This window comes from Pseudomonas sp. OV226, assembly GCF_003148705.1.
In the GTDB taxonomy this organism is placed as follows: Bacteria; Pseudomonadota; Gammaproteobacteria; order Pseudomonadales; family Pseudomonadaceae; genus Aquipseudomonas.
Window position 1 is genome coordinate 1 of record NZ_QGGS01000027.1, and the last position, 25,027, is coordinate 25,027.

General features: G+C 59.5%; 21 protein-coding genes and 2 pseudogenes. 12 read left to right on the forward strand and 11 right to left on the reverse strand.

Annotated features, from left to right (window positions below; translation table 11 throughout):
• Nucleotides 1-196 precede the first annotated feature (196 nt).
• From C7534_RS28265 to C7534_RS28275, 3 genes are read left to right on the forward strand one after another with little or no spacing between them, the layout of a single operon-like run.
• Nucleotides 197-856: a paraquat-inducible protein A gene (locus tag C7534_RS28265; protein WP_046030087.1), complete on the forward strand. Its 660-nt coding sequence runs from the start codon at nt 197-199 to the stop codon at nt 854-856.
• Nucleotides 843-1,466 carry a paraquat-inducible protein A gene (locus C7534_RS28270; protein WP_046030089.1) on the forward strand — a complete coding sequence of 208 codons (624 nt, stop codon included), beginning with the start codon at nt 843-845 and terminating at the stop codon, nt 1,464-1,466. The genes C7534_RS28265 and C7534_RS28270 overlap by 14 nt, the downstream gene beginning before the upstream one ends.
• Nucleotides 1,459-3,762, forward strand: a complete 2,304-nt coding sequence (locus C7534_RS28275; protein ID WP_046030091.1) for a PqiB family protein — start codon at nt 1,459-1,461, stop codon at nt 3,760-3,762. Before C7534_RS28270 ends, C7534_RS28275 begins: the two co-directional genes overlap by 8 nt.
• A gap of 71 nt (nt 3,763-3,833) precedes the next feature.
• Here C7534_RS28275 and mksF read toward each other — a convergent pair whose 3' ends face one another.
• From mksF to mksB, 3 genes are read right to left on the reverse strand one after another with little or no spacing between them, the layout of a single operon-like run.
• On the reverse strand, nt 3,834-6,674 hold the full coding sequence (gene mksF, locus C7534_RS28280) for an Mks condensin complex protein MksF (protein WP_109787798.1): 2,841 nt from the start codon (nt 6,672-6,674) through the stop codon (nt 3,834-3,836).
• Nucleotides 6,671-7,372, reverse strand: coding sequence for an Mks condensin complex protein MksE (gene mksE / locus C7534_RS28285; protein WP_046030094.1), 702 nt, complete (start codon nt 7,370-7,372; stop codon nt 6,671-6,673). The genes mksF and mksE overlap by 4 nt, the downstream gene beginning before the upstream one ends.
• On the reverse strand, nt 7,362-8,636 hold the full coding sequence (gene mksB, locus C7534_RS28290; protein ID WP_046030232.1) for an Mks condensin complex protein MksB: 1,275 nt from the start codon (nt 8,634-8,636) through the stop codon (nt 7,362-7,364). The genes mksE and mksB overlap by 11 nt, the downstream gene beginning before the upstream one ends.
• A gap of 207 nt (nt 8,637-8,843) precedes the next feature.
• Between mksB and C7534_RS28295 the strand changes: the two genes are divergently transcribed.
• Both C7534_RS28295 and rimI read left to right on the forward strand, forming a co-directional pair.
• Nucleotides 8,844-9,584: an energy transducer TonB gene (locus tag C7534_RS28295; protein WP_109787799.1), complete on the forward strand. Its 741-nt coding sequence runs from the start codon at nt 8,844-8,846 to the stop codon at nt 9,582-9,584.
• Nucleotides 9,577-10,029 carry a ribosomal protein S18-alanine N-acetyltransferase gene (gene rimI, locus C7534_RS28300; protein ID WP_109787800.1) on the forward strand — a complete coding sequence of 151 codons (453 nt, stop codon included), beginning with the start codon at nt 9,577-9,579 and terminating at the stop codon, nt 10,027-10,029. The genes C7534_RS28295 and rimI overlap by 8 nt, the downstream gene beginning before the upstream one ends.
• A 43-nt stretch (nt 10,030-10,072) precedes the next feature.
• Here the strand turns inward: rimI and C7534_RS28305 are convergent, their stop codons facing one another.
• The gene (locus C7534_RS28305) at nt 10,073-10,477 is read right to left on the reverse strand and encodes a serine kinase/phosphatase (RefSeq protein ID WP_109787801.1); all 405 of its coding nucleotides are present in this window, start codon (nt 10,475-10,477) and stop codon (nt 10,073-10,075) included.
• 167 nt (nt 10,478-10,644) lie between these two features.
• Here C7534_RS28305 and can point away from each other — a divergent pair, with 167 nt between their 5' ends.
• Entirely contained in the window at nt 10,645-11,289 is a 645-nt protein-coding gene (gene can, locus C7534_RS28310) for a carbonate dehydratase (protein ID WP_046030109.1), read from the forward strand.
• Nucleotides 11,290-11,307: 18 nt separating this feature from the next.
• Here the strand turns inward: can and C7534_RS28315 are convergent, their stop codons facing one another.
• The 5 genes from C7534_RS28315 to C7534_RS28335 all read right to left on the reverse strand — a co-directional run bounded on the left by C7534_RS28315 (nt 11,308) and on the right by C7534_RS28335 (nt 18,295).
• Nucleotides 11,308-11,829 carry an SET domain-containing protein-lysine N-methyltransferase gene (locus tag C7534_RS28315; protein ID WP_046030110.1) on the reverse strand — a complete coding sequence of 174 codons (522 nt, stop codon included), beginning with the start codon at nt 11,827-11,829 and terminating at the stop codon, nt 11,308-11,310.
• A gap of 180 nt (nt 11,830-12,009) precedes the next feature.
• A complete protein-coding gene (locus C7534_RS28320; RefSeq protein ID WP_109787802.1) occupies nt 12,010-13,182 on the reverse strand; it encodes a hypothetical protein in 1,173 nt (390 codons plus the stop codon).
• Nucleotides 13,183-13,255: 73 nt separating this feature from the next.
• Nucleotides 13,256-15,028: a J domain-containing protein gene (locus tag C7534_RS28325; RefSeq protein WP_109787803.1), complete on the reverse strand. Its 1,773-nt coding sequence runs from the start codon at nt 15,026-15,028 to the stop codon at nt 13,256-13,258.
• Nucleotides 15,029-15,039: 11 nt separating this feature from the next.
• Entirely contained in the window at nt 15,040-16,737 is a 1,698-nt protein-coding gene (locus C7534_RS28330) for a molecular chaperone HscC (RefSeq protein WP_109787804.1), read from the reverse strand.
• Between the two features lie 139 nt (nt 16,738-16,876).
• Complete coding sequence (locus C7534_RS28335) at nt 16,877-18,295, reverse strand: short-chain fatty acid transporter (RefSeq protein WP_046030114.1); 1,419 nt, start codon at nt 18,293-18,295, stop codon at nt 16,877-16,879.
• Between the two features lie 202 nt (nt 18,296-18,497).
• On the opposite strand from C7534_RS28335, the gene C7534_RS28340 reads away from it, so the two are divergent.
• From C7534_RS28340 to C7534_RS28350, 4 genes and pseudogenes are all read left to right on the forward strand, one after another.
• Nucleotides 18,498-19,811 (forward strand): MFS transporter, encoded by a 1,314-nt coding sequence (locus C7534_RS28340; RefSeq protein ID WP_109787805.1) that lies wholly within the window; start codon nt 18,498-18,500, stop codon nt 19,809-19,811.
• A 218-nt stretch (nt 19,812-20,029) separates the two neighbouring features.
• Nucleotides 20,030-20,716, forward strand: a pseudogene (locus C7534_RS33395) (PAS domain-containing protein); the annotation flags it as partial.
• A gap of 102 nt (nt 20,717-20,818) precedes the next feature.
• Nucleotides 20,819-21,256, forward strand: a pseudogene (locus tag C7534_RS33400) (methyl-accepting chemotaxis protein); the annotation flags it as partial.
• A gap of 51 nt (nt 21,257-21,307) precedes the next feature.
• The gene (locus tag C7534_RS28350; RefSeq protein ID WP_109787807.1) at nt 21,308-21,904 is read left to right on the forward strand and encodes a flavin reductase family protein; all 597 of its coding nucleotides are present in this window, start codon (nt 21,308-21,310) and stop codon (nt 21,902-21,904) included.
• Between the two features lie 11 nt (nt 21,905-21,915).
• Here C7534_RS28350 and C7534_RS28355 read toward each other — a convergent pair whose 3' ends face one another.
• Together C7534_RS28355 and C7534_RS28360 are read right to left on the reverse strand one after the other, a co-directional pair.
• Nucleotides 21,916-22,284, reverse strand: a complete 369-nt coding sequence (locus C7534_RS28355) for a cupin domain-containing protein (RefSeq protein WP_046030120.1) — start codon at nt 22,282-22,284, stop codon at nt 21,916-21,918.
• Between the two features lie 76 nt (nt 22,285-22,360).
• Nucleotides 22,361-23,173 carry an AraC family transcriptional regulator gene (locus C7534_RS28360; RefSeq protein WP_109787808.1) on the reverse strand — a complete coding sequence of 271 codons (813 nt, stop codon included), beginning with the start codon at nt 23,171-23,173 and terminating at the stop codon, nt 22,361-22,363.
• 165 nt (nt 23,174-23,338) lie between these two features.
• Between C7534_RS28360 and ddlA the strand changes: the two genes are divergently transcribed.
• Nucleotides 23,339-24,433, forward strand: coding sequence for a D-alanine--D-alanine ligase (gene ddlA, locus C7534_RS28365; RefSeq protein WP_109787809.1), 1,095 nt, complete (start codon nt 23,339-23,341; stop codon nt 24,431-24,433).
• Between the two features lie 135 nt (nt 24,434-24,568).
• A complete protein-coding gene (locus C7534_RS28370; protein WP_109787810.1) occupies nt 24,569-24,997 on the forward strand; it encodes a TOBE domain-containing protein in 429 nt (142 codons plus the stop codon).
• The last annotated feature ends 30 nt before the right edge of the window (nt 24,998-25,027 follow it).

Sequence of the window (25,027 nt, forward strand, 5' to 3'; positions counted from 1 at the left end):
CCGATGGTAGTGTGGGGTTTCCCCATGTGAGAGTAGGTCATCGTCAAGATTAAATTCCGAAACCCCAATTGCGAAAGCAGTTGGGGTTTTGTTTTGCCTTCGAAAAAGTACTCACCTGCTTAACGCACAAAATGGCGCAGTTATTTTCGACTCATGCCTCTAGAATAGGACCAACTTTTTCGGAATCAGAGTCTTTATGTCAGATCCGGTTGACGCCACCAGGCTGTCAGAATTACCGCTGAACGATTTGGTCGCGTGTCATGAGTGCGATTTGCTGATGCGCAAACCCGAACTCGCTCACGATGAGAAAGCGCTGTGCCCGCGTTGTGGTTATGAACTCTACGCACATAGGCATAACGTCGTGCAGCGCAGCCTCGCCTTGGTCATCGCCGCTTTATTGTTGTATGTGCCGGCGAACTTTTTACCCATCATGGAGCTCAATCTACTCGGGCAATCGACGCAGGACACTGTCTGGAGCGGCGTTGTCGGCTTGTTTGATACGGGTATGCAAAGCGTTTCTGTGATTGTGTTCCTGTGCAGCATGGGCATTCCGTTGCTCAAACTGCTCTGTCAATTAATCGTGCTGTTGAGCATTCGCTTTGATATCGGACGCAGCTACGGCTTGCTGCTCTATCGCATTTATCACCATTTACGGGACTGGGGAATGCTCGAGGTTTACCTCATGGGCGTACTGGTCGCGATCGTAAAGCTGGCAGATATGGCGGCCATTACCGTAGGTCTTGGCCTGGTGTGCTTTATCAGTTTGTTGTTGATTCAGGTCTGGTTGGAGGTGGTGATGTCGCCTCATCAGGTCTGGCAGGCGTTATCAGGAGAGGATGCCCATGCGGGCGATTGATGCAGGCATTCTGATTTGTGCGGAATGCCATGAGTTGAACAAGCAGGAAGCTGACACCGACGAGCAAGTTTGCACCCGTTGTGGTGCGCTGGTTCATGCCCGTCGCCCGAACAGCCTGGTGCGCACCTGGGCGCTGCTGATTACCGCGGCGATTCTTTACATTCCGGCCAACCTGCTGCCGATCATGACCATCAATTCACTCGGTAAGGGCGCCCCGAGCACCATCATGTCCGGCGTGATTGATCTGGTTCATTACGGCATGTTTCCCATCGCGGCAGTGGTGTTCATTGCCAGTATTCTAGTGCCGACGTTCAAATTGGTGGGCATCGGCTTGCTGCTGTTTTCGATACAGCGCCGCCAGCCACTCTCGGCTCGCCAACGAATCTGGATGTACCGCTTTATCGAGTTCATCGGCCGCTGGTCGATGCTGGATATCTTTGTGATCGCCATCCTGGTGGCGGTCGTTAATTTCGGACGGCTTGCCAGTATCGAAGCCAATCTTGGCGCCATCGCCTTCGCCAGCGTGGTGATTTTGACGATGCTTGCCGCAGTATCTTTCGATCCCCGACTGATTTGGGATAACACGGAGTCGGACGACGACCATGACTGATTTGCCTACAGCAAAAACCCGACCGGCCTCGAACTGGTCGGCTATCTGGATTCTGCCCCTCATTGCGTTGATCATCGGTGGCTGGCTCGGGTGGCGTGCCTACAACGAGACCGGAATCGAAATTCAGGTGCGGTTCGAAAGCGGTGAAGGCATCCAGGCCAACAAGACTGAAGTGGTCTACAAAGGGATGTCGGTCGGCAAGGTCAAAGCCCTCAAGCTCGATGACGAAGGCGCTTCCAAGGGGGTGATCGCAACCGTCGAGATGAATAAGGATGTCGAGCAATACCTCAGGACCAGCACGCGCTTCTGGCTGGTCAAACCGAGCGTGACCCTGGCCGGGATCACCGGTCTGGAAACGCTGGTCTCTGGTAACTATGTAGCGATCAGCCCGGGTGAAGGCGAGCCTGTTCGCAAATTCAAGGCGCTGGCTGAAGAGCCTCCCTTGTCAGACGCGAAGCCGGGTTTGCACCTGACCATCAAGGCTGATCGACTTGGTTCGCTCAACCGTGGCAGCCCGGTGTTCTACAAGCAGATCAAGGTCGGCCAGATCAAAAGCTACGTGCTCTCGCAGGATCAGAGCACGGTCGAGCTCAAAGTTTTCATCGAACCCACCTACGCCAATCTGGTGCGCAAACACACGCGCTTCTGGAACGCCAGTGGCGTTAGCATCGACGCGAACCTGTCCGGTGTGAAGATTCGCAGTGAGTCGCTTGCCAGCATTGTCGCCGGTGGTATCGCGTTCGCCACGCCGGAGAACCGTAAGGACAGCCCGCCCACCGATCCGAGCCTGCCGTTCCGTCTTTATGAAGACTTTGACGCCGCTGCCGCCGGTATTCGGGTCAAGGTCAAACTCACCGACTTCGAAGGATTGCAGGCTGGCCGTACGCCGGTGATGTACAAAGGCATCCAGGTCGGCAACCTGAAAGCGCTGAAGATCGATCCGGACCTGTCCGGCGCCACCGCCGAATTGACCCTTGATCCGTTGGCTGAAGATTATCTGGTGACCGGCACTCAATTCTGGGTGGTCAAGCCATCGATTTCCCTGGCGGGTATCACCGGTCTGGAAGCGCTGGTCAAAGGTAACTACATTGCCGTGCGCCCTGGCGACAAAGGCTCTGCGCCGCAACGTGAATACGTGGCGCGGCCCAAGGCGCCGCCGCTGGATTTGCGTTCGCCGGGCCTGCACCTGGTGTTGTTTACCGAGAGCCTGGGCTCACTGGAGGTCGGCAGTCCGATTCTCTACAAGCAGGTCAAGGTCGGTTCCGTTCAGAGTTATCAATTCTCCAAAACCAAGAAGCAATTGGTGATTGGCGTTCACATCGAGAAGGAATACGAAGGGCTGGTCAACGCCTCGACGCGATTCTGGAATGCCAGCGGCATCACACTCTCGGGCGGATTGACGGGCGGAATCCAGGTTAAAAGTGAGTCGCTGCAAAGCCTGATGGCCGGCGGCATTGCCTTCGAAACCCCGCAAGCCAAGGCGCCGCTGCAAAAGAAAATTCCGCGTTTTCGTTTGTTCGCCAACCATGAAGAAGCCAATCAGAAAGGCACACTGGTCACCATCAAGGTCGAGCGCGCCGACGGTTTGCGTGACGGTACGCCTGTGCGATTCAAAGGGCTGGATGTCGGCAAGATTGAAGACGTTGACCTCAGCGATGACCTGCAATCGGTGTTGCTCACCGCGCGGATCACCGAAGTGCCGGAACGCATCGCTCGGGTAGGCACCCAGTTCTGGGTGGTTAAACCTGAGTTAGGGCTGATCAAGACCTCCAATCTCGAAACCCTGGTGACTGGTCAATACATCGAAGTACAGCCCGCACCGAAGAACCTCGGCCCGCAGAAGAATTTCGTCGCATTGGCCAACCCGCCGGAAGCCGCCAAGTCAGAGACTGGCTTGAGTCTGGTCTTGAGCGCCGCTCGGCGTGGTTCGCTGAAAACCGGCGTGCCGGTAACGTACCGCGAAATCACCGTGGGCAAAGTGACGGGCTACGAACTTGGGCAGACCGCAGACCGCGTGTTGGTGCACATCCAGATTGAGCCGAAATACGCGCCGCTGGTGCGCAGTGGTACGCGATTCTGGAACAGCAGCGGATTTGGTTTCGACTTCGGTTTGTTCAAAGGCGCGACGGTGCGTACTGAATCCCTGGAAACGATGATCCAGGGCGGCATCGCCTTTGCCACGCCAGACGGCGACCGGATGGGCAGCGCGGTGCGGCCTGGACAGACGTTCCCGCTGTTCGACAAGTTCGAAGACGAATGGCTGACCTGGGCACCGAAAATCTCCCTCGGCAAATAAGCTCAGGCAACAGGCATAAAAAAGGCCGCGATCCATTGGATCGCGGCCTTTTCCGTATCTAACGGATTAACTCAGACCGCATCCAGCTCCGGCTCATCCGCTTGCACAACGACGCTGGCCTTCACTTCATCATGACGACGGATGTACTTCCAGTCCGCCTCGTCGATGTAGATCCCGTTCGGCCCGCTGCCACCTTCCAGGTCAATCGCGACACTGGCGCACACTTGTGGCTTCACGCTTGCCAGGATTGGCACGAAGCCCAGTTGCAGGCTGGTTTCCAGCAAGGCTGCCTGGTTTTTCTCGTCGATGTCCGCTGCCTCGTCGAGGTAGTACGGCAGACGCACGCGACCGGCCTGGTCGCGGTCCATCAAGTGCAGCAACAAATACATGTTGGTCAGCGCCTTGATGGTCATCGTGGTGCCGTTGGAGGCGGCGCCGTCGATGTCGGTGTGAATTACCGGCTGGCCGTTGACCTTGGTGATCTCGAACGCGAGTTCGAACAAGTCCTTGAGACCGAGCTGGTTGTGGTTGGCCGCCACCAGCCGTGCCAGGTATTCCTTGGCCTCTTCGTTCTTGTTGTCCTGTTCGGCGCTTTGGCTCAGGTCGAAGACGGAGAGGGTTTCGCCTTCTTCGTACTGGCCGGCGCTGTGGATAATCTGGTCGATGTGCTTGAGCGCTTCCTTGTTCGGCGCGAGCACGATGCGGAAGCTTTGCAGGTTGGACACCTGACGCTTGTTGATCTCGCGGTTGAACAACGCCAGTTGGTGCTCGAGGCTGTCGTAGTCGCTACGGATGTTGCGCAGGGTCCGGGCGATGTCGGTGACCGCCGCACGGCGCGCCTTGCCCAGCGTCAGGGCTTCGTCGGTGCGATGCGCGTAGGCGTTGATCAGCAATTGCAGACGACGCTCCATGTCGTCTTCGCTGTCGAACTTGGCCACGCCCTTGAGGCGGACTTGTGCGTACAACGCTTCGATCTGACCGTCGCTGCGCAGCAAACCCTGCCAGCTGTCCTGATAGTCATTGAGCAGCGGCAGCAGGTTGTCCATGGAGTCGTCGATCGGGTCCATGAACGGGGTGCCGAACGGCAAGTCTGCCGGCAGCAACTGACGGCGACGCAGGGCGTCGTCGAGGGTGCGTTGCTTGGCTTCCATGTCGCCGATCTGACGGCCGACCAGTTGCAGCTTGGCCGACAGTTGCTGGACACGCTCGGTGAAGGCGTCGCTGGAGCGTTTCAATTCATCCTGCGCGGCTTCCATCTGCGCCAATTGCTCAAGCTTGTCGCCTTCTTCGGCGCTCAAGGTTTGCGCGCGACGGAAGTCTTCCAGGGCTTTCTGCGCATCCAGCACTTGCTGGTACAGCGCTTCCGTCTGGGTCTTGCTCGCGGCGCGGTCGGCGGCGACGGCTTGTTGGGTCTTGAGTTGCTTGAGTTCTTTGTCCAGACGCTCTTTCTGATCGCGCAACGCTGCACGGTCAGCCAGGGCTTGCAGCGCCGGCGGCTCGATGTTCGAGATGTCGATGGACAGGCCCGGCACTTCGAAGCGCTCGCCTTTGAAGCCGTCGAGGATCAGCTCCATGGATTTGACCCACTGACCGTCCTCGTCCAGCGTAATCCCATGCTCGCCCAGCGGCAGGCTGAACAGCGCGCTGTTGAACAGGCGCATCAGGCGCTCGACATCCTGTTGCGAGAACTCTTCGCGCAGTCGGGCGTAGCTGTTGTTGTCGGCGTGATCGAGTTGCTGCTTGACCGACTTCAGGCGTTTTTCCAGATCGCGCAGACGCTCTTCGAGGTCTTCGGCGCTGAACTGACGGGACTGCGCCAGCGCACCGGCCAGTTCATCGTGAGCGTCCTTGGCCGCCAGCAGTTGCTGTTCCAGCACTTTGACGTCATCGACCAGGGCGAAGCGATGCTTGAGCACCGACAACTCGCCGAGCCAGCGCTGGATCCCGGTGATTTCCCGCTCCAGACGCATCAGCTCTTGCGTGCCGCCACGCTGATCGTTTTGCAGCGCGTCTTGTTCATTGCGGTAATGCTCGGCCTGAATCGTCAGCTCTTCCTTGCGTGCACTGGCGTAGTCCAACCAAGTGCCGAGCAGGGAATCGAGCAGCGGTGAGATACGGTGCAGCTTGCCACGCAGAATATTGCGCTGGGCAACGCCCGCGGCCAGGGCTTCAACCAGCGGGCCGGCGGTGACCAGCGAGTTGTAATCCTGCTCCATGCGCCGTACATCGCGGAACGCCTCTTCACACGCGGCGATGTAATCGACGCTGCCGGAACGCAGGCTGTGCTCGAACGCATCGAGGAACAGCTGCTTGAGTTTCGCCGCCGTAATTTCGCGCATGTGCAGCAAGTTGATGAACAGCGCACGGAAGGTTTTCAGGCTCTGTTCACTGGTGGAGCGCAGCGGGATCAAGGTCAGGTCGAGTGGAATCGACGTGTGACCGCCGACCAGCAAACGACGCAGCTCATCCGGCTTCAACTCGTAGGCTTTGAGGCCTTCGCGTTCAAGGTTGGTGAACAATTCTTTCTGGCGCAGGCAGGTGTCGTTCTTCTGGTAATGGGCCAGATCGAGTTTGCCAGCGTAGGCAAAGAATTGGTGACCGAAACCACCGCCCGGGCCGCGGCCGACCACGCCGATCACGTGCGGGCCGTGGGGCAGGGAGACTTCAACGAGAATGTAACTGGTGTCCGAGGCGAAGTAGAAACGCCGGGATTGCTCCAGGCTGTACTTGCCGAAACTCATGTCCGACATGCGCGCCAGAATCGGGAACTGCAAGGCGTTGATCGAGGCGGATTTACCGAGGTTGTTCGCGCCGTAAACCGACAGCGGTTCCTCCAGCGGAAACAGGCCGAGGCTGTATCCGGCGGTGTTCAAAAGGGCAAAGCGGCGAATGCCGTAGCGTTCCTTGCTCATGCGTCGAGCTCCTGTTCTTCGGCAATGGCGCGGGCCATGGCGTCTTCTTCGCTTTCACCCTCGAATTCGCTGAGGTCCAACGGGTCATCGGTTTCCAACAGTTTTTCGTCACTGTCGTCATCGATCAGCACCGGCACCGGCAGTGGCAACACGCTGTGCAGGCTGGCCGCCAGGTCACGGTCCTGCTGCACCGACAGGCAGACATCAAGGAAGCGGTGCATCGGCGGCAGGAAACGGTAGATGCCGTTTTCTTCACTGGCGAAACCGAGTTGAGTCATGCGGCGCATGATTTTTTCTTCGAGTTCTTCCTGAGTCTGCACCTCGGCCTGGATGAACAGGTCGCGGTACTTCTCCAGCAGCGACGGCAGTTCATCGCGACCGAGGCTACCGCCGTCGAGCACGGCGACCGGGTCACGGCCCTGATCGGCCAGATGCTCGACGAGGATGAAGGTGAACAGCGCCAGACGTTGCGCGGTCTTGTTCACCGCCGCGGCGGCCAGGTCCGGCACGAAGTAGTAGAAACCACGGGTGTCGCATACCAGTTCAAAGCCCAATGCCTTGAACAGCGTGCGGTACTGGTCCTGGAAATTCGACAGTTGCGCGTACAGCTCCGGGTCGCGGCGGCTGACGTGGTAGCCCTTGAACAGCTCGCGAAAGATCGGCGCCAGCTGAGACAGTTCGGATAGATCAAGATGCATAGGGAGTGCTCGCAGAATCCTCGGCGGTGTCGCTGGCCGAGAGCAGGGCGAAGGAGCGCAGGCTGACCTGGTGCTCATGAGTGTGGTATTCGCGGCGTTCCAGACGCTCGCGTTTGAAGCGTTTTTCCCGCGACAGGCGCGAGAACCAATAAAGCAATTCGTCGGTCGCGCCGTCCGGTTCCTGCTCCAGCAGCCAGGTCATCAAGTCCGGCATCGGCAGGGCGTCTTCGCAGCGTTCGAGCATTTCGCGAACGGTACGTGGCGCGCGCGGGGCTTCGCCTTTCTGGGTCTTGTGGGCCTTGGGGAAACGCGCCGGTTTTGGTTCGAACCGGGCCAGCGCATACACGTAGGCTTCAACCTGACTGGCGCTGCCAAGGAAGGTGCTTTGCGGACGGGTGAACATCGGCATCGCCGCTTGCGGCACGGCGTCGATGCCCTTGCGACGGATCATCGACAGCGCCAGCGCGGCGCCACGGGTCACGGCGTTGTGGCGGCGGGCTTCTTCACGCAGCGGCAGCAGCAACTCGCGGGCATGGCGCAGGGTCAATTGGGCGCTGGTCTGCATTTCGAGGATGCGTGCGTGGGTACGCAGCAGCATGTCGTCATCGACCAGGTGGCCAAGGCGCTGCTGCTCGCTGAGCATCTTGAGCAGGACGGTTTCGACCTTGCGCACACCTTGTTCGAAGGCGCCGTCGGCGTTCACCAGGTCGATCATCGGCTCGACGTATTCGTCCCAGGTCGCCAGGACTTCGGCGTAGCGCTGACGCAACGGAATCTGCCGGTCGCTGGTCTTGGCCCTTTCGGCCACGGCCACCAGCGCCTGTTCGTCGTTGTCGAGCTTCTTCAATACGTCGCGTACGCGCATATCGAGCAAGCGCAACTGGCGCGCCAGATCGTTGCCGTCACGAATGTCGAAAGCGTCCTGAATGTAACCGGCCAGGCGTTCGAGGTGACGCAAGTAGGCTTCGATTTCCAGGCACAGGCCCAGACGGTGCTCACGGCGCAGGTAAGCGAGGAAGTCGTGGATCTGCGCATTGAGCTCGAAGCGGTTCGGGCTTTTCGCCACCGGAACCAGAATATCGAGGCGGATCCACACGTCCAGCAGGCTGGTGATGTCCTGCGGCGTACTGTCGAGTTGCTGGGCGGCCAACTGTGAACGCAATTCGTTGAGGCTCAGAGTGCCTTGGTCGAAGTGCTCGCACAGTGGCTCCAGAAGTGCCCAGTGTTCAGCGAGGGCGCGCAAGACGCGCTTGGGTTCGATCATCGGAATGGCCGGCTGGTTGGCGATTAAAAGCCGCGATTGTACTGCATCGCGGGCGTGTCGATTCACTCTCGGGACAGACTGTCGGGTTTCTATCGATCAAGCGCGGGCGATCTTGAGCGAACGGCGGTAGAATCAGCGCACTTTTAGTTATCCACAAGTGGCCGACCTTTGCTTATCGAGTCTCGTCGTCGCGCTTATTTGACCGCCATGCAGGTGGTCAACTGGCTACCGCGCACCGAATTGCCCTTTGCCGCGCCCTCGCGCCCCGAACTGCTCGAGATGCCTGAGCCGTTGGTCGTCGCCCCGGAAGTGCTGGCTCCAGTGCCTGAAACGCCTGTGGAGCCGCTGGTCAAACCGGCCGAACGGGTGAAAATCGAGGTGCCGCGTCCATCGTTGGCCAGTACGCGCACCAACGCCAAGGTCGAAGAAGAGGCTGCTCCGGTCGTCGCCAAGGCGGTGCAAGTGCCGCCACCGCGCTTCGCCCTGCAATTGCTGCGCGCCGGTCGTTGCCTGCTGCTGGTGGAGTTACCCACAGGCGAAACGTTCCAGACCCGCGATCCCGCTTATCTGCTACTCAAGGACATGCTGCGCGCTGCCGGTTTGCCGGACAGCCCGCAGATCGTCGGCGAGCCGGTACGCTGGCCGCTGCTGGCTCGCGGCACCATGGATCAGGGCCCGGAAGCGGCTCGCGACTTCGTGCAAGGCTTTCTTTCGGCGCGCATCGAAGACGCGCCATGCGTCTGCGTGTGGCTGATCGGCCTGCCTGCGGTGCGTTTTGCCGGTGAGGCGAACGCCGAATCGTTCAACCGTGAACTCCAGGTCGAAGGCCTGGGCTCGGTCTGGGTCCTGCCGGGTCTGGAATTATTAATGGAAGAGCCACAGCGTAAGGCTGATGTCTGGCAAGCCATGCGTCGGCTGATGGCGCGCTGGAAAGAATCAAATGAGTGACGCTGTATCGTTCCGCCCGATGACCGAGGCGGACCTGGACGCTGTACTGAAAGTCGAATACGCGGCGTATAGCCATCCCTGGACACGCGGGATATTCCTCGATGGCCTGGGCAAGTACCAGATCTGGCTGATGTTCGAAGGGCAGCAGCAGGTGGGTCATGGCGTGGTGCAGATCATTCTTGATGAGGCGCACCTGCTCAACATCACCGTCAAGCCGGAAAACCAAGGCCGCGGCCTGGGTTTGACGCTGCTTGAACACCTGATGTCGATTGCCTACAAGGCCGAGGCGCGGGAGTGCTTCCTGGAAGTTCGCGACAGCAATCGGTCGGCGTTTCGCCTGTATGAACGGTACGGGTTCAACGAGATTGGCCGGCGCCGGGATTACTACCCGGCGGTGGGTGGGCGCGAAGATGCGGTGGTCATGGCCTGTACGCTGGTCGACTGAGTCACAGCTATTGCGGCGAGGGAGCAAGCCCCCTCACCGCAGATCAGCGTTTACCGTCCATCGGATCGCGCTGCGCCATCTGCTCCTCGTCCAACCCGTTCCCACCGCCGATGTCATCTTCATCGACAATACTCAAATCCCAATCCGCCTGATCACCGTCGCCCGCCTCATGCGCGTCCCGCGCACCATCCTCATGGATCAGTGTTTCGGGACTCATGTCGTCATCGGTAGGCTCGTGGTCATCGATCGAGGCACCGGTTATGCCGACTGTACGCACACGCTCGGCGGACATCAGCCGTTCGCGTTCGGTTTGGGGCAGTTCGTCACCGATTTTGGCGCTGGGCTCTTCGTCGTCAAAATCCAGTTCGTGCATCGAACCCATGCGGTCTTCGTTGTCGTCGATCGGCTCGGGCTGCACCGCATCGAACGGACGTCGTGAATCATTCATGGCAATTGCTCATACTGTGGGCTTACTAGGGTGGACCCACCGGGCTGCCGAGAATTCCGTCGGCATGGAACGCCAGTTTTAAATGTCAGCGGCTATCCGCATTGCGCGCGTGACCCCGACGGGCGGTTGTCTGTCAAAGCTGCGCACCATTCTCGAGGCTTCTTTGTATGAACGACTTACAAGATCTGATTGATAACAACGAGCGTTGGGCTGACGCGATCAAAAAAGAAGATCCTGACTTCTTCGCCAAGCTGGCCCGCCAACAGACACCGGAGTTCCTCTGGATCGGCTGTTCCGATGCACGGGTGCCGGCCAACGAGATCGTCGGCATGTTGCCGGGTGATCTGTTCGTCCACCGCAATGTGGCCAACGTGGTACTGCACACCGACCTCAACTGCCTGTCAGTGATTCAGTACGCGGTCGATGTCCTCAAGGTCAAACACATCCTGGTCACCGGTCACTACGGCTGCGGTGGCGTGCGCGCCTCGATGCAGGATCGTCAGCTGGGCCTGATCGATGGCTGGCTGCGCTCGATTCGCGATCTTTACTATGAAAAGCGCGAAGAGCTCGCCAAGTTGGCGACTGAGGAGGAGCGGGTCGACCGTCTCTGCGAACTCAACGTGATTCAGCAAGTGGCCAACGTCGGGCATACCAGCATTGTGCAGAACGCCTGGCATCGCGGGCAGAGTCTGTCGATCCACGGTTGCATCTACGGCATCAAGGACGGTCGCTGGAAAAGCCTGAACGCGACCATCAGCGGGTTTGAACAATTGCCGCCGCAATACCGCCTGCGCCCGGTCGAAACGTTGTAAGACTGATCGAGCCTCGGGTCAACTGAGGCTCCGTCGGTGCAAATGCTGATAGAACAACTCACCGTCGGCATTCGGTGGCTCGTCGTAGCCGGTGATCCATTCGCGGCACTCGGCCGACCCGCAGCGGCAGGCAAACTGTCGCAACAGTTTGTCTTCGGTGCTGGCGTAATCCATCGTCAGGATATCGCCGGGGGCGATGTCCTTCAGCGCCCAGATCCACAGTTCACTCATGTCGAGAAAGATGTTCGGCTCGCACGAGTGGCGCAAGAGCCCGCAGAAGCGTGGGTCGTAGAGGTGAATGCCGGACGACAGCTGCCGGGTATGGCGCTGGCGATAAGGCAGCAGATGCCCGGAGACACGGCAAACCCGGCTGATTCGCGGGAATGCGCGCAAGGCCGCAACGGCCGTCGCTGACTCATTGACGTGGATAATCCTGAAGTCTTTGAAGGAGGGAAACCCGAAACGAACGGGTAACTCTTCAAAGGGATAAATCCCGTCCGGTGGTTGTGCACGCGTTCCGTTCAGGGAATGAGGTTTCATAACGATCCTTGTCGGTTGGGTGTTGCGACGTCCAACGCCAACGATCCTGCTGGCCCCTGCAACACTTGGGTGTGTCTCAAGACTCTCGCAATTGAAACGTTCGGTCTACTGTCAGAACTGACAGGGGAAAAGTGCGCTTTCCCGCGTCAGCCATGACGTACGCGGGAAAGCGTTTTTGCTTTAAAGGTGGGGTGCCGGGATCGCCATTGCGGGCGCCGGGGCTTGCAGTAGTTTGAGCTGGGACTTGATCGGTGTTGTCGCGCACTGGGCCACGGCTTGTTCGGGTGTCAGATTGCGAATCGAGGTGTAGAACAACTCGCAGGTTTTTTCCGTCTCGGTCACTTGCCAGGTTTGTGTGCAGCTTTTCAGTTGAACATCAGGGTCGCTGCCCGGTTTGCTGCCCATGCCGGCCTGCCAGCACGCAGCACTCAAGTCCTGGCCCATGACCTTCAGGCCCGCAGCATCGGCCTTGGCCTGGGCATCGTCGCCGGTATAGCTGTCCGGGTTGGCGGCGTACCAGATGTAGCTCGGGTGGTTGGACCCCAGCACCGGCACCTTCACGCCGGCTTTCGGGCTGATCGTGGCCAGCCCCAGCACGTTGACGGTCGGACCATATTGCTGCTTGAGCCAGTTACGCACCGGCGCGCCAAAGGCGACCATTGGCAGCGCCGCGCCTTTGGCGTTCAGGCTGACTTCATTGACCATGGTGGTCTGGTAGTTCTTGAAGTAATCGTAAACACCCTCCAGGTCCTTGCCGGCACTGGCCGGTGCGGCGATTGGCGCGATGTCGATGATGGTCTGATAGCCCGGCGTCTGGTCGGCGGGGATGCCGTTGGCGGTCAGCAGCGTGGCCCAGCGATCAGTGGTCGCCGAACGCAGGTAATCCTGGGCTTGTGTCAGGGAGTAATCCGGTGGGAAGTGCAGCAGTTCGACACTTTTACGGTTTTCCAGGGCCATGCCCAGCGGCAGGAACAAGTACCAGTTGTAGGCCCATTTGCCATCCGCATTGAGCTTGCTGGCGCCGGTGTACGCCAGATCGCCTGCGTCGAGCAGCGCGGCCAGTGGTTTTTCGTAGCCTTTTGGTACGCCGCTGATGTCGGCGTAGAGCTGATGGTTATCGGTTTTGACCCGTACTTTGGCCGCGCCATAACCATCGCGTTGCACGCTTTGGGTCAGGTAATGCTCGACGGTCTGCTCGAGCGTCCAGTTGCGAAAGCAGATCACATTGCAGTTGTTGGGGTAGGCGAACAGCCGGGTGACGCGTTCGGTGCTGCCCAGCTTCAGATCGACATCGGCATGGACGGCGGCACTCAGGGTGAGGGCCGCCAGGGTGAGTCCTGTGAGTTTTAACATGCTCAGATCCTTTTCAGCGTGGACCCGCGTGAGTCGCGGGTCACCGTACTAAAGCAGATCGGCTGGTCATCGTTTAGCTGAACCGCAGCTGAGTCAGGTGATATTCAGGAAAGTAAATCTGGCACGCCAGGTCGAGGCCGACCATCACCAGCAAGAACGCCACTTGCAGCGGGCTGAGATACGCCCAATGCAGCGCCGTCAGCCATGGACGACGGGCACGAAGTTCTGGGTCGAGTTCGCCGATGCGCCGTGTGTGCACGAAACCGATCAGCATAAAACCGACGTACGTCACGATCCCGAACCAACCCTGTAGCAGCGCAAACAGCAACAGCATGACGGCCTGCGGTGCGCCGTGGCGGATCAGTAACCAGCGCGTGTCCGGGTTCAAGCGTCGCGGAATCAGTTCTTCCGTCAGCCACAGGTCCTGGACAATAAAGTGGGAGGTGATCACCACCCACCAACTCAGCGCGAAGCGACAAAACGAGAACGGAGCGAGGGCGACAATCAACGGTATGCCGATGCTGTAGCCGACGGAGTTGTGGTTGGAGGGGAAAAAAAACAAATACAGTGCCAAGGCGAAGCCCGCCCAGACTAGCAGCCAGGTTTCGGCCGCGATGGGGCGTGGTAAAAAACGCCGCCAAAAAAACACATCGGTGCGCGGCAACCGCAAGAGCAACTGCGGATACCGCCACTTGAGGGTGTGCGCAAGGTCGTGGCAGGCCTGCCATTCATCCTGGCCGAAGCCGTCAATCATCTGTTTCTGTTGTTGGGGCCGCATTGGGTTCATCAGCAAATGCGCGGCCTGAGCATCGGCAGTCCAGTTGCGGCCATCTCGTGCCTTGGCGCGCTGGTTTTCGTAAAAGCTTTCCTGGTTGCAGCGCTCAATCAAGGCCTGCCAGATCGATGCCGGTTCCGGATGAATGCCTTTTTTGTCATCCCAGCCAAACACCTGTCCGACACGGTCGAACAGCGGCAGGCTCCATTCGGTGTCGTTGAACAATTGCAGGATGATTCGCTGCCATTCCTGGCGTCGATCGAACACCTGCAGCCAGGGTTGGGCGGTGTAACTTTTCAGTTGCGTGAGAAACTCTCGCTCTTTGCCGGCTTCAAGCAGTTCCTGCAAGGCTTGTCGATATTCCTGCAACAAACCGCTGGTGAGTGCGTCTTGCTGCTCCTCGGTCATGGCGACGTTTTGCCAGGGGGCTAGCCAGTCCAGATGTTCCACGGCCCAGTTGGCAATCGAACGGCGCAAACCCGGATGATCGAAGCAAAGCCGCAGCAGCAACTGCTCAAACGCTTGAGTGCATTGCTGGTGTCGGGCTTGCTCCCAACGCTCGGGCAAGTTCTGCGCCGTGAGTCCTTCCAGTAGCGCTCGTGCCGCTTGTTCCTGCGGCGCGATGACCGGTTCGTCGTGAAGGAGGAGGGGATCCAGCGGTTTAAGGTACAGCGGCCGTATACGAGGTGGATTCAGCGGTTCGATGTTCAGGGGCCGAAGGCGAGGCGGGTTCAGCAGTTCAATGTTCAGGGGCCGAAGGCGAGGCGGGTTCAACGGCTCGAACTTCAATGGCTTCAGGTCAAGCACCTCGGCCCACGCCGGCAGATTGACGTGCTCCGGTTGCGTGAATACCTCGGTGGGTGTTTCAGTCGTCGCGACTTCAACCTCTTCAATCGAGTTTTCGGCTCGCCAATGCGCTATCCCCAGCGCCGCTTCATACGCTTCGCGCAAGCGCTGAAAACCGGCTGGATCTTCATCGGGCCTGAACGTTTTCAGCAGCTTTGCATAGCTGCGTTTGATGCTGCGGGCATCGGCGTCTTCGGGCAGTTGCAGGAAAGACCAGCAATCCATGTCGCGGCTCCTTATTGCCAGAGGCCGCTGTCGAGGTTGCTCAATTGCAGGGTCAGCTCGCTGCGCGCCTCACGGATCCGGCGTTCGTCCTGGGACTCCAGCACGCTCTGGAATTGCCGGGCCCACTGACCAATCTGGTCACGCATCTGCCCCAGACTTTCCTGATACAGACGCTCAAGGCGTGCCGTCAACACGGTGTTGACCTGCTGATCACGAGGATGGATCTTCAGCAACGCCAGGCCCTGCAAGCGCTCTTGAATCTCTTCGGCGGTGAGTACGCCGGGATTGTTCTCGATCACCAACGAATGCAAGTCGCCGGTCAGCGGCACGACCACCTGAGCTTCCAGCAGGCCGTTGTTGTCGTAGGTGAAGCGCACGTCCAGCGCCACTTCACCGGCCTTGCGTTTAGGCACTTTGATGTCCAGTTCACCCAGCGCGACGTTATCTTTGACCAAGCGGCTCTCGCCTTGAAAGATCTTCAGTCGCACGCATTCCTGGTTGTCTTGCAGGGTGTAAACGGTTTTGACCCGGCTCACCGGCACGATGCTGTTGCGCTCGATGATCGGCAGGTAATGGCCACTTTCGAATTGCTGGCCAATTTGGGTCGAGGTCTCGATGCCCAAGGTGTAAGAGCAGACGTCTGTCAGCACCACTTCTTCCAGCGCGGCGGAGCGGGCTTTCAGTGCCGCTTGAATAGCTGCGCCGTGGGCCACCACTTCGTCCGGGTCGAGGCTGATGGACGGGAAGCGGCCAAACAGTCCCGCCGCGAGTTTGCGCACCAGCGGCATGCGTGTCGTGCCGCCTACCAGCAGGATTTCGTCGAGATCGCTGACCCGAATGCGCGCATCTCGCAACGCGCGTTCGATCGGTGTGCGCAAGCGTTCAAGCAGCGGCGTGTAGAGGGTGGCCAGTTGCTGTTGGGTGATGGTCTGCGACCATTGTTGGCCATCCACCCGCAGGCTGAACTCCACACTGTTTTCCTGGCCCAGGGCTTTGCGCACGCGCTCGGCTTCGCGCCGTAATGGCTGGATAACGCTGGCGCGGTCCGGGAAGTTGTCGGTGGTGCGATGGTGGTCAAGAAAGTGCTCAAGCAGCACGCTGTCGAAATCCTCACCGCCCAGAAAGTTGTCGCCGGCGCTGGCGCGCACTTCCATCACACCGTCGAAGAGCTCCAGGATCGACACGTCGAAGGTGCCGCCACCGAGGTCGAAAACCAGGAACGAGGTTTCCTTGTCGCGTTGATGCAACCCATACGCCAGCGCTGCCGCCGTCGGTTCGTTGATCAGTTTTTCAACCTTCAAGCCGGCCAGTTCCCCGGCAATGCGCGTGGCTTTGCGCTGGGCATCGCTGAAATAGGCCGGGACGCTAATGACCGCTTCATGCACCGTCTCACCGAAGGCCCGTTCGACGTCTTCCTTCAGGCTCTTGAGCACCAATGCCGAGAGCTCTTCGGGGCGGAATGTCCTGTCCCCGAGGCGCACTTCGGTGGCGCTGCCCATGTGGCGCTTGAACAGTGACGCGGTTTGGCGCGAGTGGGTGTGCAACCGCTCACGGGCTGCCTGGCCGACCAGCACCCGACCCTGATCATCGAGACCGACCACGCTCGGTGTGAGGAACTGGCCCAGGGCATTGGGCACCAACTCGCTCGACTCGCCCCGCCAAACGGCGACGAGGCTGTTGGTGGTCCCCAGGTCAATCCCTACGATCATCACGTGAACTCCCTTTGCGGTTTGCAAAAAACTGAAACAGTTAATATCCGTCCAAGGATATTACTGGAGCAGTGGAGCCGGCAAAGGAAAGTAGTGGCACTGAGCTATTATTTTACATAGCTCAGTGCATTGATCGGGCTCAAGGCATCACCGGCGCCGTATACGTCAGCGTCGTGCCCAGCGCCCATAGCAGAAACAGCACCAGCGGCGTGTGCACCAGCAACTGCACAAACGAAAACCCGATCAGGTCACGCGCCTTCAATCCGAGCACGCCCAGCAGCGGCAGCATGTAGAACGGGTTGATCAGGTTCGGCAGGGCTTCGGCTGCGTTGTAGATCTGCACGGCCCAGCCCAAGTGGTAATTGAGGTCGGTGGCCACTTGCATGACGTATGGCGCTTCGATGATCCACTTGCCGCCGCCGGACGGGATGAAGAAGCCGAGAATCGCCGAGTACACGCCCATCAGCACCGCATAGGTGTCGTGGGAGGCGATGCTGACGAAGAAGGTCGAGATGTGGTGTGCCAGGGTCTGGGCATCAGCGCCTTTGACCGTGGTCATCAAGGCGGCGATCGAGCCGTACAGCGGGAACTGGATCAGCACGCCGGTGGTGGTCGGCACCGCGCGGGCCACGGCATCGAGGAAGCTGCGCGGGCGCCAGTGCAGCAGCGCGCCGAGCATCAGGAACAGGAAGTTGTAGGTGTTCAGCCCGGAGATGGCACTGAGCAACGGTTTGGTCGAAAACTCGTGAAACAGCCAGCCAGCTGCCAGCAGCACCAGCAAGAGGGTCAGCAGCGGGCTGTATTCCAGCCATTCGCCGGGGCGAGTGCGTGGTTGCAGTGGCGGCAGATTGAAACTCGGGTCGACGCCACAGGCTTTGGCGTCTCGGGCCGTGTTGGGGCCTGGTGCGGTGGCGTAGGCAACGATCAGCGAGACCACGATCAGCGCCAGCAGCATTACACCGGACTGCCACAAAAAGATCGTTTGGGTGAAGGGAATGACTCCGGTGATCGCCAGGATAGACGGCGGCAGGCTGGCCGGGTTGGCTTGAAGTTGTGCAGCGGAGGACGACAGGCCCAAGGCCCACACCGCACCAAGACCCAGATAGACGGCAGCGCCGGCGGCACGGTAATCCATTTTCAGATCGGTACGGCGGGCGAGGGCGCGCACCAGCAAGCCGCCAAACACCAGCGACAGACCCCAGTTCAATAGCGAAGCGACCATGGAAATCAACGCCACCCAAGCCACGGCCGAGCGACCGTTTTTCGGAAGACGGGCCAGACGGTTGATCAGTTTCACCGCCGGCGGCGAACTGGCGACCACATAGCCGCCAATGACCACGAACGCCATCTGCATGGTGAATGGAATCAGGCTCCAGAAGCCGTCGCCGAACGCCATGGCGGCATCAGTCGGTTTGGCGCCCATGAACAGCGTGGCCACGGCGACGATGATCACCGCCAGCGCGGCAAATACCCAAGAGTCGGGGAACCAGCGCTCGGCAAAACTTGAGCAGCGCAGGGCAAAACGGGCGGAGCGGGTATCTTCGATAGCAGCAGCCACGGGAAAACCTCGAATTGTTATGTTTATTGTGGTCTTTCGGGCCATAGAGGCCCGTCTAGACAGATGCCAACAGTAAATCAACCGTTGCTGTTTTGTGACCAGGTTTCACCTAAACAGGACTATGGTCTAACGGCTTGTCCGAGGAAGCGTTTGCGTAGACCATGGGCGCCTTGGTTTTTTACCGGTTGCAGAGTTCTTTTTCATGACCGCCAACACCCCTTCGCGCCCGACGCCTTTTACCCGCTCGGACTACAAGACCCTCGGCCTTGCGGCCCTGGGCGGTGCGCTGGAAATCTACGATTTCATCATCTTCGTGTTTTTCGCCCTGACCCTTAGCCAACTGTTTTTCCCGCCAGAAATGCCCGAATGGCTGCGCCTGCTGCAAAGTTTCGGCATCTTCGTCACCGGCTATCTGGCGCGGCCGTTGGGCGGGATTCTGATGGCGCATTTCGCCGACCGACTGGGTCGCAAGAAGGTCTTCAGCCTGAGCATCCTGATGATGGCGCTGCCGTGCCTGCTGATCGGGATCATGCCGACCTACGCGCAAATCGGATATTTCGCGCCGCTACTGCTGTTGGCCCTGCGCGTTTTGCAAGGCGCGGCGGTGGGCGGGGAAGTGCCGAGTGCCTGGGTGTTTGTCGCCGAGCACGCGCCGGCCGGGCATCGCGGTTATGCGCTCGGTTTCCTGCAGGCGGGATTGACCTTTGGCTACTTGATCGGCGCCCTGACGGCGACCTTTCTGGCACAAGCGTTCACCCCGGCCGAAATCCTTGATTACGCCTGGCGTTATCCATTCCTGTTGGGCGGTGTGTTCGGCGTGATTGGCGTCTGGCTGCGCCGCTGGCTGAATGAAACCCCGGTGTTCATGGCGATGCAGGCCCAGCGCGATGCCGCTGTCGAACTGCCGCTGCGCACGGTCTTGCGCGAACATCGCCTGGCGATGTTGCCGGCGATGATCCTCACCTGCGTGCTGACCTCAGCGGTGGTGGTCTTCGTGGTCATCACGCCGACCATGATGCAAAAGACCTTCGGGATGACTGCCAGCCACACCTTCGCCTTGAGTGCATTGGGCATCGTGTTCCTCAATATCGGCTGCGTGCTCGCCGGTTGGCTGGTCGATCGCATCGGCGCCTGGCGCACGGTCATGTTTTATAGCCTGTTGCTGCCGCTGGGTATTGGCGTGCTTTATACCTGCCTGAACACTGGCGGCAACTGGATCGGTCTGGCGTACACGATTGCCGGTCTGAGTTGCGGCGTGGTCGGCGCGGTGCCGTCGGTGATGGTCAGCCTGTTCCCGGCGCGGGTTCGCGTTTCAGGAATTTCCTTCACCTACAACATTGCCTACGCCGCGTGGGCGAGTATCACACCGTTGTTGCTGATCGGCCTGATGCCGTGGAGCCCATGGATTTGCGTGATGTTCTGTACGGTCATGGGGGCCGTAGGCGTCGGCAGCGCGGCGTATTTTGGTGCGCGGATGCCCAGAGCCGGCCAATGCGCAGCGGCTGGCGCGATGTAATCGCAGGGTAGATCCCTCGCGTTGCAATTATTTTTGTAGGACAACCCTGAGGCACTCTTCAGAAAACACCCACAAGGCCGATGGCTAGGCTGCATCCCGCTCTATTTCCTGCCTATCGGTACCTTCCCATGTTCAACAAACGCTTGAAGCAGGAGCTGTCGGCTCTTCGCGAAGAACTCTCCAGCCTTCAGCAAGTGAAGGACAGCCTGGAAAGCGAGATGCTGGTCCTGACCCTTGATCCTGATGGGCGGATTCAGTCGGCCAACCAGAACTTCATCGGCGAAATGCTCTACAAGAGCGCCGACCTGGTCGGCCGGCACATCGAAGACATCGTCCCCGTGCATGTGAAGTCCGATGAATTCCACCGCCGCTTCCAAAACGCGCTGACCCGCGGCGAGCATTTCGCCGGGGCCGTTCGCTTGCTGCGTGGCAATGGCCAGGAAGCGTGGTTGCGCTCGATTTTTCAGCCAGTGCGCTCGGCGGATGGCCGGATCAAACACTTCTCGCTTTACTCCAGCGACCTGACCCGCACCATCGAAGCGTCTCGCGAGCACGAGAACCTGATCGGCGCGCTGGTGCGTTCAACGGCAGTCATCGAGTTCGATCTGGACGGCAACGTGCTGACAGCCAATGATCGGTTCCTCAGCGGCATGGGTTACAGCCTGGCGCAAATCAAAGGTAAACATCACCGCACGTTCTGTGATCCGCAGGAATTCAACAGCACTGAATACCAGGATTTCTGGCGCCGCCTGAACGCCGGTGAGTTTGTCGCCGGCCGTTTCAAACGCTTCGACAGCCATGGGCGTATGGTCTGGCTGGAGGCCTCTTACAACCCGGTGGTCGACGCCAATAACAAACTCTACAAAGTGGTGAAGTTCGCCACTGTGATTACCGATCAGGTCAATCAGGAGAACGCCGTGGCGCAAGCGGCGAACATCGCCTACAGCACCTCTCAGCAGACCGACCAGAGCGCCCAGCGCGGCACGGCCGTGGTGACTCAGGCGGTGGATGTGATGCGCGACCTGGCGAAGCACATGCAAACCGCGGGCGATGGCATCGAAGCCTTGAATGAGCAATCGCTGGTGATCGGCACCATCGTCAAAACCATCAGCGGTATCGCTGAACAGACCAACCTGCTGGCGCTCAACGCGGCCATCGAGGCGGCTCGGGCTGGCGAACAGGGCCGAGGGTTTGCCGTGGTCGCAGACGAGGTTCGACAGTTGGCCTCTCGCACCAGCCAGGCCACCGATGAGATTGTCGGGGTTGTGCGTCAGAACCAGGAGATGGCGCGCAATGCCGTGGCCCTGATGACTGACGGCAAGCTCCAGGCCGAACAAGGCCTGGCGCTGGCGGCGGAGGCGGGCACAGTGATCGTCGAGATTCAGGACGGTGCGCAGAAAGTGGTGAACGCGGTCGGGCAGTTTGCCAATCAGCTCGCGACTTGATGCCAGCGCGGTGGAAATCGCTACAATCGGCTCTTTTCAGGAGCAGACACCATGAGCGCTTCCCACCGCCGGCCGGTTCCTTTGCCCAAGGCTTACCGTTTGCTCAATCACGGGCCCACCGTACTGGTGAGCGCAGCCCATGAAGGTCAGCGCAACATCATGGCCGCCGCCTGGGCCATGCCGCTGGATTTCGAACCGCCGAAAATTGCCGTGGTGCTGGATAAATCCACCTGGACCCGGCAACTGCTCGAGGCCTCGGGGACGTTCGTGCTGAACGTTCCTTGCGCGGCTCAAGCCGATATCACGCAGACCGTTGGTTCGACATCAGGCCTGGAATTGACCCAAGGCCAAGGCCAGGACAAGTTTCAGGCTTATGGCTTGCAAACTTTCAGTGGCGAATTGATTGACGCGCCGATGCTCGAAGGCTGCGTTGCATGGCTGGAATGTCGACTGCTGCCGGAGCCCAACAATCATCAGCAGTACGATCTGTTCCTGGCTGAGGTGATTGCCGCTCAGGCCGATGAGCGGGTATTCAGCGACGGACGCTGGCACTTTGAAGGGCAGGATGCATTGCGCACCCTGCACCATGTGGCAGGCGGGCATTTCTTGACAATCGGCGACCCGGTGGACGGCAAGACCCTGGCGTAAACCCGCCAGGTTCACACCCAGACGTCATTCAATGCGGTCCGTTCGCCACCTTCGCTGCCGGTATTCAGCACACCCTTGGGCTCGATCAGCAGCAACTTTACTTCCTGATCGGCAGACGGTTTGTGCTCGACGCCCTTGGGCACCACGAACATTTCACCGGCATTCACCAGCACGTGGCCATCGCGAAAGTCGAGGCGCAATTGCCCTTCGATGACGATGAAGGTTTCGTCGGTTTCCAGGTGATCGTGCCAGATGAAATCCCCTAGCAGCTTTACTACCTTGAACTGATAGTCGTTCATTTCGGCGATGACCCGAGGCGCCCAGTGTGCGTCGATCCGGGCGATTTTTTCAGCGAAGTTCAGGCTTTTGTAAGCGCTCATGAAGCGGTTCTCCAGGTTGATCGTGAACCCACGATAACCCGCGTATCGGTCAGCTTCTTGTACGATTGTGCGTGGCTCAGCGACGGTGCATTTTCATCCAGCGAGCCGGCGACAGGCCGTAGGTTTTGCTGAATTGCCGGGTCATGTGGCTCTGGTCGGTGAAGCCGGCAATCAGCGCGGCACTGACCAGTGGCTGGCCCTGGATCAGCAGCGAACGGACCAGGTCCAGGCGTCGCATCGTCAGGTATCGATAGGGGCTGGTGCCAAACAGAAGGCGAAAGTCGCGTGACAGGCTCCACCGATCACGACCGCTGTGGTGCGCCAGTTCCTCCAGGGTCACAGTGCGATCGAGTGCGCTGTGGATGAACTCCCGCGCACGTTCGGCGGCCACGTAATCGAAGGATTGGCGCGGGACGCCGGTCGCTCCCGAAACGCTGCTCAGGGCTTGCGCCAGATCGTACAGCGCGTCCTGTTCTTCCAACGGGTCGAGCGGGCAATCGAGGCTTCGCAGCAGCACATCGGTGGCGGCGAACAGGCGAGGGTCAGTCGATAGTCCGGTCTTGATGAACGGCAGCGGCTGACCGCCGAGCATCTGCTGGATCAGCGCCGGTTCGATGTACATCATTCGGTATTTGAAACCGGCCTCGGTGCCGGCCTCTCCATCGTGGACTTCGTCCGGGTGCAACACCAGGGTCCCGCCCGGCAGGCTATGGCGCCATCCTCCTCGGTACTGAAAGCTCTGCACGCCGGCCAGGGTTCGGCCGATGGCGTAGGTGTCGTGACGATGAAGGTCGTAGCCGTGGCCGGAAAAAAACGCTTCGAAACGCTGCAGCCCGCCGACGTCGGGCGCGCGGTGGAACCAGTCGATGGGGAGCGTCTGCTTGGCCATGGTGTTGTGTCTTGAGCGCGATGAAGAACACGTTAACCCAGTGGTTGACCCTCTGTCTTCCCACCGATAAAACGCGTCCGTCGGGTAGAAAACCCTAGGCAAATGTTGCAAGGTTCCCTCTGCTGTCCGGTACACAGTGAGTGGCCAATCGTTGAGGTGTCTTGAATGAGTAAATTGCGGGTAGGCATTATTTTTGGCGGTCGTTCGGCGGAGCACGAAGTATCGCTGCAATCGGCGAAGAACATTGTCGATGCACTGGACCGCTCGCGCTTCGAGCCGGTGCTGATCGGCATCGACAAGCAAGGCCACTGGCACCTCAACGACCCTTCGAACTTCCTGCTCAATCAGGAAAACCCGGCGCTGATCGCCCTCAATCAGTCCAATCGTGAACTGGCGGTGGTGCCGGGAAAAGCCAGCCAGCAATTGGTGGAAACCACCGGTCAGGAACTGCTGGGCCACGTCGATGTGATCTTCCCGATTGTCCACGGCACCCTGGGTGAAGACGGTTGCCTGCAAGGCCTGTTGCGCATGGCCGACTTGCCCTTTGTCGGTTCCGACGTGCTGGGTTCGGCGGTGTGCATGGACAAGGACATCAGCAAACGCCTGCTGCGTGACGCCGGGTTGGCGGTCACGCCGTTCGTCACCCTGACCCGCGCCACGGCGGCGCGTATCGGGTTCGCCGAGGTGCAGGGCAAGCTCGGCCTGCCGTTGTTCGTCAAACCGGCGAACCAGGGTTCGTCCGTGGGCGTGAGCAAGGTCAACGACGCAACCGAGTACGAAGCGGCTGTGGAGCTGGCCCTGGGTTTCGATGAAAAAGTCCTGATCGAATCCGCCGTCAAAGGCCGTGAGATCGAGTGTGCAGTGCTTGGCAACGAAGACGCTATCGCCAGCGGGTGTGGTGAAATCGTGGTGAGCAGCGGCTTCTATTCCTACGACTGCAAATACATCGATGACCAGGCGGCGCAGGTCGTGGTGCCGGCAGACATCAGCGTGGAGGCCAGCGAACGCATCCGGGCGTTGGCCGTCGAAGCGTTCCAGCTGCTGGGTTGCTCCGGGCTGGCGCGGGTCGATGTGTTCCTCACCGACAGCGGCGAAGTACTGATCAACGAGATCAACTCGTTACCCGGCTTCACCCGAATCAGCATGTACCCCAAGCTCTGGCAGGCCACCGGCATGACCTACAGCGAACTGGTCAGTCGTTTGATCGATCTGGCGCTGGAAAAGCACCAGCGGCGACAGGTTTTGAAGATCACGCGCTAAGCTGTTTATTCCAGCGTCGTACTCAATCCCGGGTTTGAAGCGTGGAGGTAGCCGAGTGCGTCGTTGCGTCACACAACGTTATCCGGAATGATGGGTTAAGTTGTATACAATAATTTTCATTCAGGGAGACAAAACGTGAAAGTCAGCGCGCGTAACGTATTCAAAGGCACCATCAGTCAACTGCAGCCGGGCGCGGTCAACGCCGAAGTCTCGCTGAAACTCCCGGGCGGCAACGAATTGGTCGCCGTGGTGACCATGCAAAGCGTGAAAAACCTGGGCCTGGCGGTCGGCAAGGAGGCGGTCGCGCTGGTGAAGGCGCCGTGGGTCATGCTGATGACCGAGTCCAGCGACATTCGTCTCTCGGCGCGTAACTGCCTGGAAGGCATCGTCACCAATGTCACCGATGGCGCGGTGAATGCCGAAGTGGTGATCAAGCTCGATGGCGGCAGCGAGGTTTATTCAATCGTCACCCGTGAAGCGGTTGCAGAGCTGGGCCTGGCTCCGGGTGTGAGTGCGACGGCGGTGATCAAGGCGTCGCATATTATTTTGGGTGTGCCGGCCTGAAGCGTTTGCGTGTAGGAAAAGCCTATACGC